General features: G+C 53.9%; 21 protein-coding genes. 7 read left to right on the forward strand and 14 right to left on the reverse strand.

Features of this window, described 5'->3' with window-relative positions:
* Window position 1: 1 nt before the first annotated feature.
* Both E3E25_RS04375 and E3E25_RS04380 read right to left on the reverse strand, forming a co-directional pair.
* Window positions 2-745, reverse strand: a complete 744-nt coding sequence (locus tag E3E25_RS04375) for a UbiA family prenyltransferase (RefSeq protein ID WP_167891969.1) — start codon at window positions 743-745, stop codon at window positions 2-4.
* A 199-nt stretch (window positions 746-944) separates the two neighbouring features.
* Entirely contained in the window at window positions 945-1,739 is a 795-nt protein-coding gene (locus E3E25_RS04380) for a helix-turn-helix transcriptional regulator (RefSeq protein WP_370456644.1), read from the reverse strand.
* 133 nt (window positions 1,740-1,872) lie between these two features.
* On the opposite strand from E3E25_RS04380, the gene E3E25_RS04385 reads away from it, so the two are divergent.
* Window positions 1,873-2,622 carry a hypothetical protein gene (locus tag E3E25_RS04385; protein WP_167891971.1) on the forward strand — a complete coding sequence of 250 codons (750 nt, stop codon included), beginning with the start codon at window positions 1,873-1,875 and terminating at the stop codon, window positions 2,620-2,622.
* Between the two features lie 106 nt (window positions 2,623-2,728).
* On the opposite strand, the gene E3E25_RS04390 is transcribed toward E3E25_RS04385, so the two are convergent.
* Window positions 2,729-4,483, reverse strand: coding sequence for a hypothetical protein (locus tag E3E25_RS04390; protein WP_370456645.1), 1,755 nt, complete (start codon window positions 4,481-4,483; stop codon window positions 2,729-2,731).
* A 108-nt stretch (window positions 4,484-4,591) separates the two neighbouring features.
* Here E3E25_RS04390 and E3E25_RS04395 point away from each other — a divergent pair, with 108 nt between their 5' ends.
* Window positions 4,592-6,052, forward strand: a complete 1,461-nt coding sequence (locus E3E25_RS04395; RefSeq protein ID WP_167891972.1) for a DHH family phosphoesterase — start codon at window positions 4,592-4,594, stop codon at window positions 6,050-6,052.
* On the opposite strand, the gene E3E25_RS04400 is transcribed toward E3E25_RS04395, so the two are convergent.
* Genes E3E25_RS04400 through E3E25_RS04420 form a run of 5 tightly spaced genes read right to left on the reverse strand, consistent with a single transcriptional unit; the run spans window position 6,053 to window position 8,679 of the window.
* A complete protein-coding gene (locus E3E25_RS04400; protein ID WP_167892678.1) occupies window positions 6,053-6,262 on the reverse strand; it encodes a PRC-barrel domain-containing protein in 210 nt (69 codons plus the stop codon).
* 41 nt (window positions 6,263-6,303) lie between these two features.
* Window positions 6,304-6,822, reverse strand: a complete 519-nt coding sequence (locus E3E25_RS04405; RefSeq protein ID WP_167891973.1) for a hypothetical protein — start codon at window positions 6,820-6,822, stop codon at window positions 6,304-6,306.
* Window positions 6,819-7,457, reverse strand: coding sequence for a DUF120 domain-containing protein (locus E3E25_RS04410; protein ID WP_167891974.1), 639 nt, complete (start codon window positions 7,455-7,457; stop codon window positions 6,819-6,821). Before E3E25_RS04410 ends, E3E25_RS04405 begins: the two co-directional genes overlap by 4 nt.
* Window positions 7,454-8,029 (reverse strand): endonuclease V, encoded by a 576-nt coding sequence (locus tag E3E25_RS04415; protein WP_167891975.1) that lies wholly within the window; start codon window positions 8,027-8,029, stop codon window positions 7,454-7,456. Before E3E25_RS04415 ends, E3E25_RS04410 begins: the two co-directional genes overlap by 4 nt.
* Window positions 8,030-8,049: 20 nt before the next feature.
* Window positions 8,050-8,679 carry a haloacid dehalogenase gene (locus tag E3E25_RS04420; protein ID WP_167891976.1) on the reverse strand — a complete coding sequence of 210 codons (630 nt, stop codon included), beginning with the start codon at window positions 8,677-8,679 and terminating at the stop codon, window positions 8,050-8,052.
* 324 nt (window positions 8,680-9,003) lie between these two features.
* Between E3E25_RS04420 and E3E25_RS04425 the strand changes: the two genes are divergently transcribed.
* Window positions 9,004-10,221 carry a methionine adenosyltransferase gene (locus E3E25_RS04425; RefSeq protein WP_167891977.1) on the forward strand — a complete coding sequence of 406 codons (1,218 nt, stop codon included), beginning with the start codon at window positions 9,004-9,006 and terminating at the stop codon, window positions 10,219-10,221.
* Window positions 10,222-10,252: 31 nt separating this feature from the next.
* Here E3E25_RS04425 and E3E25_RS04430 read toward each other — a convergent pair whose 3' ends face one another.
* Complete coding sequence (locus E3E25_RS04430; RefSeq protein WP_370456646.1) at window positions 10,253-10,483, reverse strand: hypothetical protein; 231 nt, start codon at window positions 10,481-10,483, stop codon at window positions 10,253-10,255.
* 128 nt (window positions 10,484-10,611) lie between these two features.
* On the opposite strand from E3E25_RS04430, the gene E3E25_RS04435 reads away from it, so the two are divergent.
* The 3 genes from E3E25_RS04435 to E3E25_RS04445 are packed head-to-tail and all read left to right on the forward strand — an operon-like array spanning window position 10,612 to window position 12,674.
* Window positions 10,612-11,154: an adenylate kinase family protein gene (locus tag E3E25_RS04435; protein ID WP_167891978.1), complete on the forward strand. Its 543-nt coding sequence runs from the start codon at window positions 10,612-10,614 to the stop codon at window positions 11,152-11,154.
* A 2-nt stretch (window positions 11,155-11,156) separates the two neighbouring features.
* Window positions 11,157-12,017 carry a M48 family metalloprotease gene (locus E3E25_RS04440; RefSeq protein ID WP_167891979.1) on the forward strand — a complete coding sequence of 287 codons (861 nt, stop codon included), beginning with the start codon at window positions 11,157-11,159 and terminating at the stop codon, window positions 12,015-12,017.
* 12 nt (window positions 12,018-12,029) lie between these two features.
* Window positions 12,030-12,674, forward strand: a complete 645-nt coding sequence (locus E3E25_RS04445; RefSeq protein ID WP_167891980.1) for a metallophosphoesterase — start codon at window positions 12,030-12,032, stop codon at window positions 12,672-12,674.
* Here E3E25_RS04445 and E3E25_RS04450 read toward each other — a convergent pair.
* The 4 genes from E3E25_RS04450 to E3E25_RS04465 form a co-directional block, all read right to left on the reverse strand.
* Window positions 12,671-13,840 (reverse strand): pyridoxal phosphate-dependent aminotransferase, encoded by a 1,170-nt coding sequence (locus E3E25_RS04450; protein ID WP_167892680.1) that lies wholly within the window; start codon window positions 13,838-13,840, stop codon window positions 12,671-12,673. The two genes, E3E25_RS04445 and E3E25_RS04450, sit on opposite strands and share 4 nt — an antisense overlap.
* A gap of 147 nt (window positions 13,841-13,987) precedes the next feature.
* On the reverse strand, window positions 13,988-14,389 hold the full coding sequence (locus E3E25_RS04455; protein WP_167891981.1) for a PIN domain-containing protein: 402 nt from the start codon (window positions 14,387-14,389) through the stop codon (window positions 13,988-13,990).
* Window positions 14,377-14,604 carry an AbrB/MazE/SpoVT family DNA-binding domain-containing protein gene (locus E3E25_RS04460; protein WP_167891982.1) on the reverse strand — a complete coding sequence of 76 codons (228 nt, stop codon included), beginning with the start codon at window positions 14,602-14,604 and terminating at the stop codon, window positions 14,377-14,379. The genes E3E25_RS04455 and E3E25_RS04460 overlap by 13 nt, the downstream gene beginning before the upstream one ends.
* A gap of 40 nt (window positions 14,605-14,644) precedes the next feature.
* A complete protein-coding gene (locus E3E25_RS04465; protein ID WP_167891983.1) occupies window positions 14,645-16,258 on the reverse strand; it encodes a carbamoyltransferase in 1,614 nt (537 codons plus the stop codon).
* A 90-nt stretch (window positions 16,259-16,348) separates the two neighbouring features.
* Here E3E25_RS04465 and E3E25_RS04470 point away from each other — a divergent pair, with 90 nt between their 5' ends.
* Window positions 16,349-16,744 (forward strand): pyrolysin, encoded by a 396-nt coding sequence (locus E3E25_RS04470; protein ID WP_167891984.1) that lies wholly within the window; start codon window positions 16,349-16,351, stop codon window positions 16,742-16,744.
* 51 nt (window positions 16,745-16,795) lie between these two features.
* On the opposite strand, the gene proS is transcribed toward E3E25_RS04470, so the two are convergent.
* Window positions 16,796-18,244, reverse strand: a complete 1,449-nt coding sequence (gene proS / locus E3E25_RS04475) for a proline--tRNA ligase (RefSeq protein ID WP_167891985.1) — start codon at window positions 18,242-18,244, stop codon at window positions 16,796-16,798.
* Window positions 18,245-18,286 lie beyond the last annotated feature (42 nt).

Below are 18,286 nucleotides of genomic sequence, written 5' to 3' on the forward strand. Positions count from 1 at the left end.
TTCACATGACCATTGCCAGGGGTAGGGTGTAAAACCACTCCCCGTCAACCCAGATGTCGAGAACTTTGCCGGGCCTGTAGTTCTTCCGGGCGAAGTACAGGATGTAGGCGTAGCCGTTTAGAATCGCAAAGACCAGCGCAGGCAGGTACTTCCCAAAGTATCCAAGGCTGTGGGCCACTACAATCCAGGGTATGAATGTTGAGTTCAGTAGTAGCAGCAGTGCCCTGCTATTTTCCAGCCCCAGCTTCACGGGGATCGTCTGTATGCCGTTTATCCTGTCCCCCTCGATGTCCCTGACGTCGAAGAGTATCGTGTTTATCAGACTCTTCATGAAGAAGAAGTAGTAGATGAGGGCGACTTTTTGGAGTGCAACCCCGCTGGCGACCAGATACGGGAGGAACGCCGTTCCGTTCGCCCAGGTGACGGCTATTATCAGGTTCTTGACCCCCGTGATGTCCTTGAGCCTCGGATAACCTGGGAACAGCCTGATGCTGTAGAGGGCGCCTGCAACTATTGGGAACAGGACGACCAGGACAGCCAACGGGCTCGTGAGGGCGCTCAATAAAACGGCCAGAACGAGGGACAACACCACCGCATACTTGAGGGCTTTGGCGACTCTCTTCACGTAGCCGACCCTCTCCGGGTTATTGACTTCGTCCTCCTTGATGTCGGTTAGTTTGTTGATGCCGTAGACGCTGAAGACGAGGAGGAAAGTGGCCGCTAGAAGGTTCCATCGGGGAGCCACACCATAGAGCAGAAAGGAAAGGCACAGTTTAAACACGCCACTTACAGCCAGAAACACCGATGTGGAGATGAGAAAATTGAACAAACTCAAAACTAACCCAAAGCCTGAGCTGACGGCGTTTCCAACGCCGCCTCCCTGCGAGTACCTGGTGTAATCAAATGATAGTCTCATACCCTTCATTAATCCGTGATTAAACCAGTTAGATAACCCTCTCGGCCCTCCTCTTGTAGTGCTCGAAGAGTTCTAGCCCCCACCTCTTAGCCTGCTCGCTGGTGCTGATCAGGTCGTTCATCATGTCATAGGTCCCATTGGGAAGGAACAGGCCCAGGGACAGGAAATTATTGGTCACCGTGAAAGCGACCTTCGGATTCTCGTCTATAACGTATAGCCTGACGTTCGGGAGGTTTCGGACCTTCTCAACGGCCTCTGGGGCAGATAGCTCAACCAGTTTCTCGTACACGGTTCTGGTCGTTATTATCTCGATGTCCACGTCCTCCCCAAACGCCAGTTCCAGAAACTCCTCGGGGTAATCGGCAAACAGTATCGGGGAGACCCCCTTAATCCATTTGGACGTCCTTATGAGCTCCATGTAGATTTCGTGGGGCAGCTTCAGGTACTCCGGCGTCGTGGTATGAAGCTCTGAATCCTTCAGCTCACCTATCCTCAGCAGAAGCTCTTTGGGGATGCCGCTCAAATCGTGGGAGAGCCAGAACTCCTCAAACTTCCGGATGCTCTCCAGCGCCTCCATTATGTTTTTCACCTGAAGGGACACGAGGTAGCCCAGGTTGGTGAGCTGGTACTGCTTGGTCTCGGGGTCTTGGATTATGAGCATCTCATCCATAAGGTCGCTGAGTGCGTGTGAGATTGTGGATTTGGTCGAGCCCACTTGACCGTGAATCTCGCCCAGGGTTTTTGGCCCCTCCGAGAGAGCAAGCAACACTTTATGGCGCACGCTGGATGTTATAACCATTTTGAGCACGTTTTCAGGATTCATGGCTTCTCCTCCCGTTCTTTTTTGGTTATCCTCCTAATAAACTTTTCTCGAACCGGGAATTCTTGTTTAATCAGAACAATTTTGTTGCCAGAGAGCAAAAATGTTATATACCCAAACGTACAAATGGTGTAGCGTGAAACACATGAAGGTGGTAACGTCTGGAATAGACTACATAGATACCGCTGTTGGCGGTGGAATCGTGAAGAATTCCAGCTTGCTGGTCATTTACGACTCTTTCTCTCTAGGCTGGGCGTTGCCCTTTGAAATACTGAAGCGCCAGATATCCAACGGAGTCCTGGGAATCATCATAAACTACAACCTTCCCCTTCCAAGGCTGATCCTGCGCGCCAACTCCGCGGGTCTTGATATAGAAGAGGAAGGGGAGAAAGGAAACCTCGTCATAATTGACGTTTTCGGCTCGAGATATGGATTCAATCACTTAGAGGATTACGTTTACAGGATAGAGGGTTTCAACCCCGAGACCTACATTCCGAAGCTTGAGCAGATATACAGGGAGATATTCAGAAAAACCGACAAGACGGAGGTCGTTGATTTTGTGTTCTCGCTCGATGGGATGGCCTTCGAAATCGGCGAGGAAAGAAGCATAAAGCTCATCAAGCGTCTTCTCTCCAACCGCATCATAAACGGTAGGCACCTCTTTTCGCTGTACCTCCTCGGAGCCGATAGGGTTTCCAAGGGATTCCTCTCCTGGAACATCGAGTTCAACGATTACGTGCTTGAATTCTCAAGCAAGAAGGGTGACTATGGAATCTCCGAGCAGATGTACGTCCTCAAGTCCCCCCTGGCCAAGTTCGAGCCCAAGGCTTACAGGTACGATATCAAACACCAGGACATTATGCCGCTCGCTGCTCCACGGGGCTGAGGGGGCAGGATTATAAACCCTCGGACACGAAGCAAAATACGTGATGAGCTCGGCAGAACTGACGTCAGGATGATGACGATCTTGAGTGCTGATGATAAAAAAGAAATCAGCGGAGAATAATATTGAGCCTCCTCAGCTCTATCCTTATGCTGTATTCCTTTGAAACTTCCCTCAGGATGCGCCTTATGGAATCCTCAATGTCCTTCTTGATTTTGCTGTCAGAGACTCCAGAGAACGAGCCGAAGAGTCCCCCTGTTTCCTCCCTCAGAAAACTGGCCTCTATATCGAGCTGAATTGTCGAATCCTTGATCTCGTGGTTCAGCTTGAGCCACTTGAACGTGACCCTGGGAATCATCTTCATCTCGGCGTGGATCCTGGTCTTCAGCGTCTCGATGGCTGGCTCGATGCGGCCCTTCAGTATGGCTTCCTCTGCTTCTTTCTTCTTTTCCTCGGTGAACGGAGCGAGTTCATCTATCCCCGCCTGCTTCAGGAGCTGTTCGACCTCCTTCTCAAGGAGTTCCTTCTTTGCCAGAACCTCGGCAGCCTTGCTCGACGTTACCGCAGTCTCTTTAGTGGTCTTGGAAGTGACTGCAGGCGCGAGGATCTCAACGTCGATGTTGTGCACGGTTATGTAGCGCTTGAGGGACCTTCCAAGCTCCCTGGCATGCCTGGTAAGGACGTCCCGGGCTATTCTCTCGACGGCTTCCTTGGTCATCCCAGCCTCCGCGACCATCGAGAGGTTTATCTCGAACTCCCTCCTTCCCTTCACGTCGAAGTAGGCCTTCTTGACCCGAATTCCCGCGCTCTCCATCTCCGTGACAACTGTCCTGGCGTATGCGCTGAAGTAGGGCCATACATCTTCCAGAACCGCGAGGCTTATCCTGCCGTCCTTCGTCACGTTGCCCGTCTTCTTTTTGTCCCTGTCCACTATCTCCTGGGGCTTCACTTCTTGGCCGTCTATGACGATGCTGACGTCCTTGATTATCGGTTTAACCTCCGCCTCCCTCAGGAGAACCGGTGCGTATTTGCTGACCGCATGGAGCATCCTCTTCTCCGCTATTTCTATGTCCCTGGCGCTGCCATCGGAATTTCCGTGGATGTGAACGTTGAGGTAGACCACTCCCTCGCCGACGTTTGCATCAAACTCAATCCTGCTGATCCTCAGCCCCTTAATCCTCTTGGCCTCCTTGAGCAGGTCTTCTGCGTAGACCCGGAAGGCCTTCTCGGGAACACTTCCTCCACTCAAGTTGACAACAACCTCAGGCTTTTCGGCGGGGGCTGGCTTTTCTTCCACGGGCGCCGGAGTGGGTTTTGGTTTAGGCACTGCCTTGGGTTTTTCCTCGGCGGTCCCTTTGACCGTCTCTTCCGCTCTTACCTTCTCGACCACCGGGAGCGTCGTTGGAACCTCACTTTTGGCAACCTCAGCGGTTGCCGTTGCCTTCATTTCCTCCTTGGCCGGCGGCCCTTCCTCTGCCTTTCCCAGGAGCTCCTCTAGTGGTATCTTTGGGGTCTGGACGTAAACATCAACGTTATCCGCTATTGAAAGCTTGATCTCCAGCTCGTCGAGGTCGTAAACGTCAACAACCATGGGTTTACCAATGAGTGACTTCAACACGCTGATTGCCTCTTCCCCGCTGAGGTCTTGTTTCCTGTCCACGAGGAGGCACTCCGCGGCTAGGATCTTCGACCTGTCGAGGAGTATGGTCAGGTAGTATTTACCGCTTGAGTCCTTGGCGAATATCTTTAGAAACGCTCCGTTGCCCTTCGCGAGGCCATTTTCAACGAGGCCCTTCAGCTCCCCCGCCGACGTCACTACCATGTTCTCAATGAGCGGTTGCTTGTCCGGCAGCTGCATGCTCATCACCATTAGCTATATATATCCCTCTATCAAAGAAATCCCGAAAGGAGTTCACCGTCTTAGTATATCGGCGCTTGTATTTAAACATTATTGTGCAAAAAGGTGAGAGGCATGCGGGTGCTGATACTCGGAGGTGGCGCAATCGGCCGCTCAATAGCAGACTCCCTCAAAGGGGAGTTTGAGGTTATAATCATAGAGAAGGATCAACTCCGCGCAAAGGCCCTTGAGGATAGCGGTTTTCAGGTCGTTCAGGGTGATTTCTCATACACCGCGACCCTACTGAAGGCCGGTATAGACAAGGCAGAACTCGTTATAATCGCCACGATGAACGTTGACACAATAAAGAAGACGGTTTATGTCATAAGAACCAACAAGGAGGTTCCCATTCTAACGGTTCTTCCCGACGAGGTAAGCCTCGATGAGCTCGTCTCTCAGATAAACGAGGAGTTTGAGGCAGATGTTAGGGTTGATTACGCGATTTCCCCAAGAAGCGCCCTCAAGGACGCCATGGTAAAGACAGTGATGATGCTGGGCGAGAGGAAGAACGCAAACCTTCTTGTGAGGAAGCTCAAGGAGCTCAAGTCCAAGAACGACTCCCTTCTTATAGTCACGCATGATAATCCGGACCCGGATGCCATAGCCAGCGCGACCGCGCTTAGCGTCATAGCCCAGACGCTCGGCTTCAAGACCCAGATAGTTTACGGCGGTGAGATAACACACCACGAGAACAGGGCCTTCGTAAACCTTCTCGGCGTTGACATAAGGAAGATTTCCCGCGGCTCCTACGAGCTAAAGCGCTACCCCGTGATAGCCCTCGTTGACTGCCAGCCCAACGGGAACCTGACGATACTCGAGCAGGGAGACTACGAAAAGATAAAGATACTCATAGACCACCACCAGATACTCCAGCACCTTCAGGAGCTCCTCCCCGACGATGCTTTCCTTGACATAAGGCCCGAAGTGAACTCATCCTCCGCCATACTGGCCGAGTACCTCCGTACCCTCAACATATCGGTCACACCGACTCTGGGGACGGCCCTCTTCTACGGCATCTACATAGACACCAAGAAGTTCTCCAAGCTGAGCCACGTTGACCTCAAGGCCATCGAGTTCCTGGCAGGTAAGGTTGATTACGAGCTCCTCGATAAGATAGAGCACCCCGACATAAGCACTGAGACGGCCGAGATATTGGCCAAGGCCATAATGAATCGTCGCATATACAAGAACGTCGTCGTCAGCAACGTTGGCTTCATAACCAATCGTGATGCTATAGCCGAGTCAGCCGACTTCCTTCTCCGTCTGGAGGGCATAACGACTGTTCTGGTGTTTGGAATTGTTGACGACAGGATAGAGATATCCGCGAGAACCCGCGATGTCAGGGTCAACATAGGCACCGTTCTCAGGGAGGCTTTCGGAGACATAGGTAGCGGCGGGGGACACGCGCAGTCCGGCGGTGCCAGAATTCCGCTTGGAATATTCAAGCTAGCGAAGGACAAGAGCTCGTTGCTGAGACTGGCAGAAGAGGCCATAACCGAAAAGTTCCTGGACGCACTAAAAGTTAAAGAGGGTTAATTACCCTTCCCTTGCCTTTACCAGTATTATATCCCCAATCGCAGTGACCCGGTCGTAGGGCACGCCCACCTTCTCCCCAGGAAGGCCTAGGGCGAGTATCTTGGCCTGCCCCCTGTCGATCTCGATCAGTATCTCATCAACGTAGCCAATGTAGTAGCCCTTGGTGTTGTATATCTGCTTCCCGTAGAGCCTTGAGAGGCGCATCACCATTTTAATCACCGAATTAGGTTATCGGTGAACGTATTTAAACGTTACCTCCCCGGGATGTTTTTGGCCACGGTGAAGGCCCACCTCCCGAAGACCGCAAAGAACGCAAGTATTGCCCCCATGACTCCAACAGTGAACAGGCCGACGACAGCCCCCTCCATCCCCTGAAGAGGTTGATAGCCCTTGAAGGTCAGCATGGCGACGGCAAAGCCGCCGAAGTACGTCAGAGGTACGAGGAACATGTCAAAGAACCCACTGCCCCCCACGAGTATCATGATCACCATCACGATGGCGAGGAACGCGTAGATGTCGTTGTACGCCACCGGTTTTACCATCCACAGGCCAGCTAGGAGCGATGTGGCGGCGAAGCCCAGAGGGAAAGCGCAGGCCGATGCCCTGCTCTCAATGGGATACCTCACTCCAAGAAGGGCACCGATGAACATGCCGGCGTATATCAGGTACACAAAGTTTTCATTTCCCTGGGGGGAGTAGGTGGCAACCGCTATTGCGAATCCGGCGAAGGAGCCAACCCCCGCCCAGGTAAGAACCGACTTCCAGTTCATCCTTTCACGACCCTCACGGTTATTCTGTCTCCGTCCTTCAGCCCGAGGGTTTCCCTCAGGCAGACGGGGGCAACTATCTCGGCTATTTTAGGGGGGTGAACTGTCCTCGATGGGATTACTATCGCCCCTTCCACTTCTCCTATCTGAACGCGGTAGGCCTTGACGTCACCGAAGGTTCTTCCCTCCTTCACGAAACCCGGAAGGATTACGGGTCTAACGCCACAGAAAGCATCGAACACCGTCTTTGGAAACAGTATCCTGATGTTAAGTGTCCCGGGATAAGGCTCGAATCCGAGGTATTCCCTTATCAGGTGGGCGTATAACCTGACATAATAGGCGCCCTCACCTATCCCCGAGATTACCTCCCCGATTATTATGCCGTTGTATAATGCCTCGGAAATGGCGTCGCAAAGGTTCTCAAGGAAGGTCAGGCCCTCATGACTGATCTCTACATACGTTTTTCTTCCCACTACCTCCTTGTCCACGAGCCCCTCTTCCTCCATCTCCTCGAGGAGCCTGAGCACCGACTGGGGGGAAATACCCAACTCACTGGCGAGTTCCCTGAGAGTGATCTTTATCTTCTTTCCAAGCGCCCCTCTTTTGGCGAGCAGTATGAGCATCTCTATCCTCTTCATAGACCTCCCCTCTTCGATAGTCTGTCGGCGAGTCTTAGTGGCTTGGGATAGCCTTCCTCAAGCAGGGACTTGATGAGTCTCACCGCAGATTCTAAGTCGACTAAATGGCCGACGCTTACATAAGCTTTTCCCACCTTCCTGAAGTCTTTCTCCGCGACTCCCTTCAAGGGCCTCTTGGCGACCCCTATCACGGGCCTCCTGATGAGCAGGCCGATGTGGCAGGCCAGTCCGTATCCCCTGGGGTGTGCCTTCCCGTGCCCTTCCACCAGAAGGAGGTCGAATTTCTCCCCTCTGAGGGCCAGCAGGACAGGCCTGGTCTCGCGCAGGAAAAAGAATGTGGGTATGTAAGGGAACGGAACCTCGGTCTCAACGATCTTCGTCCTTAAGACTTCGCAGTCGGGATAAGAACAGAGAACGAAGGCAGCTCTGGCGGTGTTGCCCCTGTAAGAGACATCGATCGCCGCGACAGTTTTTACCTCCTCCGGTCTGAGCGGTCTCTCCTTTACCCTCGACGCCAGCTTTTCCTGGATCCTCTCGATTTCCCGAAGTTTTTCATTGAATTCATTAATCACATAATCACCGAATTATGTAATTATGTCATAATTCTTTTCCCAACCGCTTCCCTGAGCTTCTCCTCCAGCTTCCTGCTCAGCTTTGCCCTCGTCAGGTCCTCGAGGGTTCTCTCAAGGATGTGCCTGGCCTGATCCTGCTTGCCCCTGATGTTCACGAGCCCCTTTGGATACTCTAGAGTCATGAGCTCCTCGTAGATGGCCTCCATGAACCGGTAGACCTCTTCGGCACCCTCGATGTTCCCCTCCAGGAGCAGTATCAGGAAGCGCCTCCTCAGCTCCCCTATAAAGTCTCCAATCCCCAGTGCATAGTCCGCGTGCGGAACCCCCAGTTCGGATGGTGACGGGAACCTCCCGCCAGTGATGTACGCGAAGAAGAGACTCGCCTCCACAAACTCCTGGTGGGCGCTCTGAACGTAGCCCGTGAAGTATATGTCCTTATGGCTGGAGAGCTTTTCCCTCAGGCTCTTTACCCTCTCGCCGGCGAGTCTGAGACGGTCGGAGGCTTTTTCAACCTCGCCGCGATGGAGGGCCTTTATGGCATCCCCGCTCAGGCGAACTATCTCCCTCGTGAGTCTCAGAGCCTCCTCCCGCAGGGCGTCTTTCTCATCCAGCACGGTTCGTATCTCATCTATAATTGTCTTCAGCTCCATACTCTCACCAGGAGGTGTTAGGAAGAACCGGTTAAAAATGTGGGCTTGGCCATCCCCCACCATCATCGAAGGCAGAGCCACCCTCAGGCGGTCCGGAGACCAAGCCCTGTCCGCCCGGCATCGTCGCACCCCTTCATCGCCGCCCGAATGCTCCGGGGACCGGGCCACCGGGCGTCGTCGGATGCCGTATGGAGAATTTTCGGGAAGAATTTTAAGGATTTTGGTGTTGATAACCCTCAGGAATATTAGGCTCTCGAATTCATGCCGAAAAATATATAAAGTGATGAACAGAGCCGTTCATACAGACATTAAGAGGTGACGATCATGGCTGGGAAGGTTAGGAACATAGTAGTTGAGGAGCTAATGAGGACCCCAGTTGAGATGCAGAGGGTAGAGCTCGTCGAGAGGAAGGGAATAGGCCACCCAGACAGCATAGCCGACGGCATAGCCGAGGCCGTCAGCAGGGCACTCAGCAGGGAGTACATCAAGAGATACGGCATAATACTCCACCACAACACCGACCAGGTTGAGGTCGTCGGCGGAAGGGCCTACCCGAAGTTCGGGGGCGGTGAGGTCATCAAGCCGATATACATCCTCCTCTCAGGAAGGGCCGTCGAGATGGTCGACCGCGAGTTCTTCCCCGTTCACGAGATAGCTATCAGGGCCGCCAAGGACTACCTCAGGAAGGCCGTTCGCCACCTCGACCTCGAGAACCACGTCGTCATAGACTCCCGTATAGGCCAGGGAAGTGTCGACCTCGTCGGTGTCTTCAACAAGGCCAAGGAGAACCCGATTCCGCTCGCCAACGACACCAGCTTTGGAGTTGGCTATGCTCCCCTCAGCGAGACCGAGAGGATAGTCCTCGAGACCGAGAGGCTCCTCAACAGCGACGAGTTCAAGAAGAAGTACCCCGCCGTTGGTGAGGACATCAAGGTCATGGGCCTCAGGAAGGGCGACGAGATAGACATAACCATCGCCGCCGCCATAGTTGACAGCGAGGTTCAGACCCCCGAGGATTACCTGGCTGTTAAGGATGCCATCTACGAGGCCGCCCGCTCGGTTGCAGAGGAGCACACCGAGAGGAAGGTCAACATCTACGTGAACACCGCCGACGACCCGGAGAGGGGCATCTACTACATCACCGTCACCGGAACCAGTGCGGAAGCTGGAGACGACGGTAGCGTTGGTAGGGGCAACCGTGTTAACGGCCTCATCACCCCGAACAGGCACATGAGCATGGAGGCTGCTGCCGGAAAGAACCCGGTCAGTCACGTCGGAAAGATATACAACCTTCTCTCGATGCTCATCGCCAACGACATCGCAGAGCAGGTTGAGGGAGTGGAAGAGGTCTACGTCAGGATACTCAGTCAGATAGGCAAGCCCATTGACGAGCCGCTCGTCGCGAGCGTTCAGGTTATCCCGAAGAAAGGCTACAGCCTTGAGACCATTCAGAAGCCGGCCTACGATATAGCGGATGCCTGGCTCGCGGACATAACGAAGATACAGAAGATGATACTGGAGGACAAGCTCAACGTCTTCTGAGCTTTCTCCTTTTCTAAAAGTTTTGAAAAACTCAGACGGCGGGATAGCCGTTCTGCTTGAGAACCCTTATCAGTTTTGCCTCCTCTAGAGCTACGGCAACTTTTTCTCTTTTGATCTTTGCAAGCTTGGAAGCGGCAGCCTTTTTCTGACGGGCCATTCTCACAAGCCTGGCCTCTTCAAGGGCAAGGAATTCCTTCCTCTTCTTAACAACCTCAAGCCTCTTCCTAAGTAGGCTGGATTTCAACCTTTCCACTTGTATCACCTAAACTCCTACCAACCTAGTCCTTTATAAGGTTTTCGCTAAATGCTACATGTACATTCGACAATTAACGAGGAACAAGCATATAAACTTCCGGTAACAAAATAGAGTGAGTTCTCGGGGGTAAATCGATGATAATTGCCGTGAGTGGTACTCCCGGAGTCGGTAAAACCACCGTTTCAAAGCTCCTGAGTGAGAGGCTCGGTTACGAATACGTGAGTGTGAAGGATTTTGCCCTCATGAAGGACATAGGCGAGCCTGTTGGGGAGGAGATTGAGATAGACGTAGATGCACTGGCCCGTGAAGTCAGGGCCGAGTTCTCCGGTAAGAACGTTGTCATTGATGGTCACCTCAGTCATCTTGTCCCGGCCGATGTTGTTGTGGTTCTCCGCCTACATCCTCAGATAGTGGCAGAGAGACTCAAATCCAGGGGCTACCCCTTCAAAAAGCTTGCCGAGAACGTCGAGGCAGAGCTCGTGGACGTTATTCTCGTCGAAGCCATTGAGGAGAATGAAAACGTCATAGAGGTGGATACCACAGGCAAAACTCCCGATGAGGTGGTTGATGAGATTCTGTCCCTCCTGAACGAGGGGGTGAAGAGGAGGGTTGGAATAGTCGACTGGAGCTGGGCCTACGATGACGTCGTCCAGTATCTAATGCTCGGAGGGGATTAAATATGGTGGCCCTCAAATGGCTCAGGTTTCTGCTCACGATACCCTTCGTTGCGATTATCCCGGTCATCGTTGGGTATCTCCTGTGGGGGAGAAGGGGCATCACTGCGGCCATCGTTGTGGTTATCATTGCGTACTTCCTGGTTTACTGGTACGGCGACCGGATTCTAATGAGATGGTACCGGGCGAGGCTCGTTGGGGAGGGTGACTACCCCTACCTGTACGCCGTGCTGAGAAAGCTCGCCTCCAGCGCAGGGATTCCTGTTCCCAGGCTGGCCCTGGCCCCAGTTGGAACCCCCAACATATTCTCTGCCGGCAAGGGGCCCGGCAGTAGCACGATAGTCCTGACTTATGGCCTCCTCAGGGTCCTGGACTCCGAGGAGATAGAGGGGGCCATTGCCCACGAGATTGCACACATAATCAACAATGATACGCCCCTTCAGACTCTCGTCTCCGTGATCTGTGGCTCTCTCCTTGGCGTGGCCTATTCCATCGACCGCTTGATAAACCTGCCCTCCAGCACCAGGAAGAGGAGAAACCCCAACGATGGTCTCCTCCTGAGGATTCTCACGCCGATAGTGGGGATTTTCCTTCATGTCGGACTCAGTCCCTCACGCGAGTACTTCGCGGATGAACACGGCGCGAGGATAAGTGGGAAACCGCTCGCCCTGGCCAGCGCCCTTCTCAAGCTCGAAAAGGCAATCTCCTTCCGCCCGATGAGGGGAGGGAACCTCGCAACATCACCCCTCTTTATAGTTAACCCGTTCCGGGGCGACCTTGCGGACATGGTCTCCACGCACCCTCCAACGAAGGATAGGGCTGAGAGACTCCTGAAGCTCGCCGAAGAGATGGGCATCTACACGTAGGGGGGTGGTTCCGTGAGGTTCATAGCGGTTACCGACATCCATGGAAACGTCAAAAGAGTCCGCCAGCTTGCCGAGGTGATTAGGGGCGAGGAATTTGACGCCCTTCTGGTGGCCGGGGACCTCACGCACTTCAGCGGTTCCGATAAGGCGTGGGAAGTCTTGGCGCCAATTCTTGAGCTTGTGATTCCGCTGGTGGTGGTACACGGCAACTGCGACGGCAGGGACGTCCCGGAACTTTTGAGCGAACTTGGGATAAATGCCCACAACAGGCGGGTTGAGGTCGGTGGAGTCGGCATAGTTGGAATTGGGGGCTCCAACATCACACCATTCCACACCATATGGGAGCTGACGGAGGAGGAGATCAGAGGGATCCTCGAGCGAAATTACCGCGAGGGGGACATAATCCTCTCCCACGTTCCACCCCATGGAACGGTCGCTGACAGGGTCCACTTTGGCCACCACGTCGGCAGCAGAGCACTCAGGGAGTTCATAGAGGAGAGGCAACCCCCTCTGGTTGTCTGTGGCCACATACACGAGGGGAGAGGGATCGACCGGATTGGAGAAACCATAGTGGTGAACCCCGGTCCGCTCTTCAGGAAGTATTACGCCGTGATAGAACTGGAAGAAGAGATAAAGGTGAAGCTGAAGAAGCTTTAAACGAGCTTCTTCTCCCTCAATACTCTCTCCATCCTGTTTATGGCCTCTTCGAGCTGCTCGTAGGCCGTCGCGTAGCTTATCCTGATATAGCCCTCGCCGGCGCTTCCGAATGCGCTTCCCGGGACGACGGCGACCTTGGCCTCCAAGAGCATCAGCTCGCTGAATTCCTTGCTGGTCAGGCCGGTGTCCCTCACGCGCGGGAAGATGTAGAACGCTCCCTTGGGCTTAACCGTAGGAAGTCCCATCTCGTTCAATCTCTTCCACACGAGGTTTCTTCTGCGGTCATACTCCTGCCTCATCTCTTCGACGGCCTTCCAACTGCGCTCGTCTTTCAGGGCCTTCGCCGCTGCGTACTGGGCGAACGTAACTGGGCAGGTCGAGTTGTACATCTGGAAGCGGGTCATCTTCTCGATTATCCACTCAGGGGCGGCCACGAATCCAAGGCGCCAGCCGGTCATGGCAAAGGTCTTGGAGAAACCGTTTATGGTTATCGTGCGCTCGAACATGCCGTCGAGCGCTCCAATGCTGTAGTTCTTAACGCCGTCGTAGACGAAGTGTTCGTAGACCTCATCGCTGAAGACTATGAGGTCGTGCTCAACAGCGAAGTCCGCTATCTCCTCGAGGTCCTTCCTGGTGAGAACCGCTCCAGTCGGGTTGTTGGGGCTGTTTATTATGATTGCTCTGGTTTTGTTCGTAACGTGCTTCTCGAGGTCATCAACGCTAAGCCTGAATTCGTTCTCCTCGTAGGTCGGCACCTCAACGGGCTTCCCTCCCGCCAGGATGACGGCCGGGGCGTAGCTGACGAACATCGGGCTCGGAATGAGAACCTCTTCCCCGTCCTTCAGAAAGGCCGCGAATCCCATCAGAAAAGCCTGGTTCGCTCCAACGGTCACCATGACCTGGGTCTTTGGGTCAACCTCGATGCCGTTCTGCTCCTTCAACTTCCACGCGAGGGCCTCCCGGAGCATCATGATTCCTGCGTTCGGGCCATAGTGGGTCATTCCCCTGTCAAGGGCCTCCTTGGCATACTCCTTGATATGTTCGGGGGTATCGAAGTCCGGTTCGCCGATTCCGAGTGAGATGAGACCCTCAACGCCCTGGGCAAGGTCGAAGAGCTTTCGGATCTCAGAAGGGTTAACGAGTTCCAGCCTGTCGCTCAGCGCCATAAGCATCACCGCTCTTCATTGGGTGCAATGTTTATAACTTTACCTCAACGAAAAGATGTTCATCGAAGTGCTGAAAATAGCATGAAAGAACCTAAAGGGTCATTGAGAGAGCAACTCTAACACAGACCCCATAAAGCTCGTGACGCCCTACGGGAGAACTTTAACACCCCTCTTTCTGCCCAGTTTCCTGAACTTGGAGTCGAACGTTATTAAAACGCCCTTTTCAATGGCATGGACTAAAATCATGGCGTCGTTGAAGCGGGAGAGTGAAAGTTTCTCAGCCGTTAGCAACTCAATGGCTCTCCTCACGATTTCGGGATTATCTTTAAGCCCCCTGAACCTCGGGTCATCGAGGTATCCCCTCAGAACTTCCCACGTCTCATCAACGGAAAACCCGTTGTTCTTGAAGAACCAGACGAACTCCTGAAGGACTATCGGGGGTATATACCACGTATCGAGGGACTCCAGAACTTTTTCGGCCTCTATGTGAAACTCCGAGTCCTCGAATGTGTCATAGATGAAGACGTTGGTATCTATCACTCCATGCATTCCTTCATGCCCTCCTCGATGGCCTTCTCGATGTCCTCCGGAGGAAGTTTTCTTCCAATTTTGAGCCTCTTTCTCTTCCTCTCCAGCCTTTTCAGGACTATCCTGTCGCCTTCAAGGTGAACTTCGAGGAGCTCCCCCTCCCTTATTCCGAGCGCCTTTCTAATCTCCGCCGGAATCGTTATCTGGTAGTTTCGGGTTACTTTGGTCACTCTCATAGGAGGCTCACCTTCGTAGTAGATTCGTCAGCGTACTATATTAACCTTTCCACACCGCGAACCCTTCAACCACCAGGACATCCAGTCCGGCCGTTTGGAACGTTCTCAGCGCATCCTCAGGTGAGCAGACTATCGGCTCGCCGTGCATGTTGAAGCTGGTATTTAGAATCGCGCCCAGGCCTGTCTCCCGCTCGAAGGCTTTGATTACCTTGTAGTAAACGGGGTTGATTTCCCTCCTCACAGCCTGCGGCCTCGTTGTACCGTCCACATGGACAACGGCGGGGGCAACTTCCCTAAAGCTTTCGCTTGCCGTGTAGCTCATGGTCATGAACTCGTTGGGCCTTCCGTTGAGGTCTTCAAGGTATTCCCCGGCTTTCTTCCATAGCAGGGAAGGTGCGAACGGCTGGAAGACGTCGCGCTTTAAAGCAACGTTGAGCCTCTCCTTAACGGTCTCCTCCCTCGGATCGGCTAAAATCGAGCGGTTGCCCAACGCGCGAGGCCCGAACTCCATCGCCCCTTGGAAGAAGCCAACGAGCTTCCCATCAACGAGAGCATCTGCAACGAGGCCCGGGACATTATCTATCTCCTCAAACTTAACGCCCTCCCTCGCCAGGAACTCTTCAACCTCGTCTCTCCTGTAGGATGGGCCGAGGTAAACGTGCTCCAGTCTGGAGGGCCTCCACTTCCCGTCGAGCCTCTCGAACTGGGCTTTCACAAAAACCGCGGCGCCGAAGGCCAGACCGCCGTCGTCCATCGCCGGAAAGACCCACAGGTTATCGTCCCCGAAGATGTGCCTCAGCACGGCGTTGGCCTTGACGTTCTGGGCAACCCCACCCGCGTAGGCAAGGGGGAGGCCCTTCGACCTCAGCCTCAACCCCAGCTCCTCCATCAGCTTCTCCAAGTGTGCCTGAGCGCTTGCCGCTATCTCTATGGCCTTTTTCTGGAGCTTGCCCTCAAGCCTTCCCCCCTTCATCTGAAGGGCTATCTCCCTGGCGTGGCGGAGGGGGTAATCAAAGAGCTCTGCGAGTTTCCTCGTCGCCTCGATTCCGATTACTCCGAGATGGTTGTTGAAACTCAGTCCGCTGAGTTCTATTATTGAGCTAAGGTCGTAAGAGGGTTTCCCGTATGCGGCCAGGCTCATAACCTTGCCCTCGTGCCTCATCGGCTTGAATCCCAAAAGCTCGGTAACGGAGGCGTAGAAGTCGCCCAGGGAGTCGAGATAAGTACTCTGGGCTATCCTGATCATTTCGCCATCTCTCGCAATGTAAATCGAGGAGCTCAGCCCGTCTCCCGCGGCATCAATGCTTACTGCGAGGGCATCCCGCCACCCGGAGGTGTAGTAGGCACTCGCGGAGTGGGCTAGATGGTGCTCAACGAAAAGGACCTTCCTTTTAAACTCGGACCCGAAGAGTGCGCGGAGATTCTCCTCGAGCTCAAGAAGTCGTTTCTGCTTTCGGAATATGCCCGCAACGGCTATGATTTCAACGTCCTCTGGACCAGCCCCCGCCATTTCCAGGACTTTTCTCACGCTCAGGGCCGGAAAGCCCCTATACTTCTTGACCCTGTTGAGCCTCTCCTCGTTGACGGCGAATATCCTATCCCCATCAATGAGCGCTGCACCCGCGTCGTGACCGTCGTGGATTCCCAGAATCATGGTGGTGCATTCCACCTTCTTTTTTTAAACGTTAGGGAAGGGAAGAATTTAAAAATCCGGGCGGGATGAATAGGTATCGGAGGTGGAACCATGAAGAAGGTTGCTGCAATCATGGCCCTTTTCCTCCTGGTGCTCGTCCCCTTCGCTGGGGCGGTGAGCGCTGCGACGTGGAGCTATGAGAACTTCATCAAACAGTCAATGGCCTGGTACTACTTGTACCAGAACAACGAGTACAGGTTCAACGAGCTCTACAACCTCAGCGTTCAGATGAACGTCAGCAACGAGACCCTTTCCCTTGCCATGGAGCTTTATAACAACGCGAGCGCTGAGTACAGCCAGGCCCTCACCTACGGCATCCCCCAGGAAAGCCGCACTCTCAGCTGGGTTGTCTTCAGCGTCCACATAAGGAAGGCCTACCTCTACATGAGCCAAGCCGTTGAGGTTCTCGAAGAAGCGCTCGCTCCCCTTGAGAATGAGGCAGCCTGATTCCTCTTCTTTATTCCTTTGAACGTCAAAAGTAAAAGCTGAAAAAAGGGATCAGTAGGTTCTCGCGAACCTTGCTATGAACTTGGCCTCCCGGCCACAGACCGGGCACTTCTTGCCCTCGGGGGCTTTGGCCTTCTTCTCTGGGTAGGGCGTTCCGAGCATCTTGGCGTCGAGTATCTCCTCCATTTCAAGTCCGCAGCTCTCCTCACCGCACCATGCTATCTCCACTATTCCGCGCCTGTCCTCGAAAACGGCCTTGGCTTCCTCTATGCTATCGACGCGCTTGATGTGGCTCTCAAGGAACTCCCTCGCGCGGTTGTACAGGTTCTCATGAATCGCATCGAGGGTTTTCCTGACCTCATCAACGATGGCATCGCGCTCAACCGTGACCTTCTCAAGGGTGTCGCGTCTGGCTATAACGGCTTTTCTACCCGCAACATCCCTCGGGCCGACCTCTACCCTTAGTGGAACACCCTTCAGCTCCCAGTCGTAGAACTTCCTGCCAGGCCTTATGTCGCGCTCGTCAACGTGAACCCTTATTCCCGCTGCCCTCAGCTCCTCCGCTATCTCCCTTGCGTAGGCGAAGACGTCAGCCTCGGCGTCCTTCTTGGGAATCGGGACTATAACCACCTGTATCGGGGCTATTGTGGGAGGCAGAACCATTCCCCTGTCGTCGCCGTGTATGGCTATGACCGCCGCCAAAAGGCGCTCGCTCATTCCGAAGGTGGTCTGGTGGACGTACTCGTGGTCGCCGCTCTCGGTCTCGTACTGGATGTTGTAGGCCTTTGCGAAGTTTTGCCTATAGTTGTGCATGGTGCCTATCTGGAGCGTCCTGCCGTCGGGCATCATGACCTCGGCGCCAAGGGAGTAGTATGCACCGGGGAACTTGTCCCAGTCGGGCCTCTTGGAGACGATGTAGGGAATCGCGAGGAACCTCGCGAGGTTGTCAAATATCTCAAGGTCCTCCTTTATCTGTCTCTCTGCGTCCTCAAAGCTGTCGTGGGCGGTATGCGACTCGAAAAAGCGGCTTATCTCCCTGACCCTGATCAGGGGCCTCGTATGCTTGGTCTCGTAGCGATAAACGTTAACTATCTGATAGATTTTGAAGGGCAAATCTGCGTGAGAGCGAATCCATAGGGAAAACATCGAGTACATAGCGGTTTCGCTCGTCGGGCGAAGGATGAGCCTAACATCGAGGGGGTCGTGGCCCGCGTGGGTAACCCAGAAGACCTCCCCCTCAAAGCCGGCTATGTGCTCGGCTTCCTTCTGGAACTCGGTTTCGGGGATGAGCGCCGGGAACAGAACTTCATCGTGGCCCGTTCTCTCCATCTCGGAGTGTATGAATCTCTCAATGCTCCTCATGATTTTCAACCCGTACGGGAGCCAGATGTTCATTCCCTTGACCGGATAGCGCTTGTCCTGGATTCCAGCGGTCTCAATAAGCTCGTTGTACCACTCACTGAACTCCTCGCTCCACTTCTTCCTCTCCACCTTACCCATCTACACCACCTAAAGGGAGAAACCGGAAAAGTTTTTAAGTTT

This window comes from Thermococcus sp. MAR1 (genome assembly GCF_012027305.1).
Classification (GTDB): Archaea; Methanobacteriota_B; Thermococci; order Thermococcales; family Thermococcaceae; genus Thermococcus.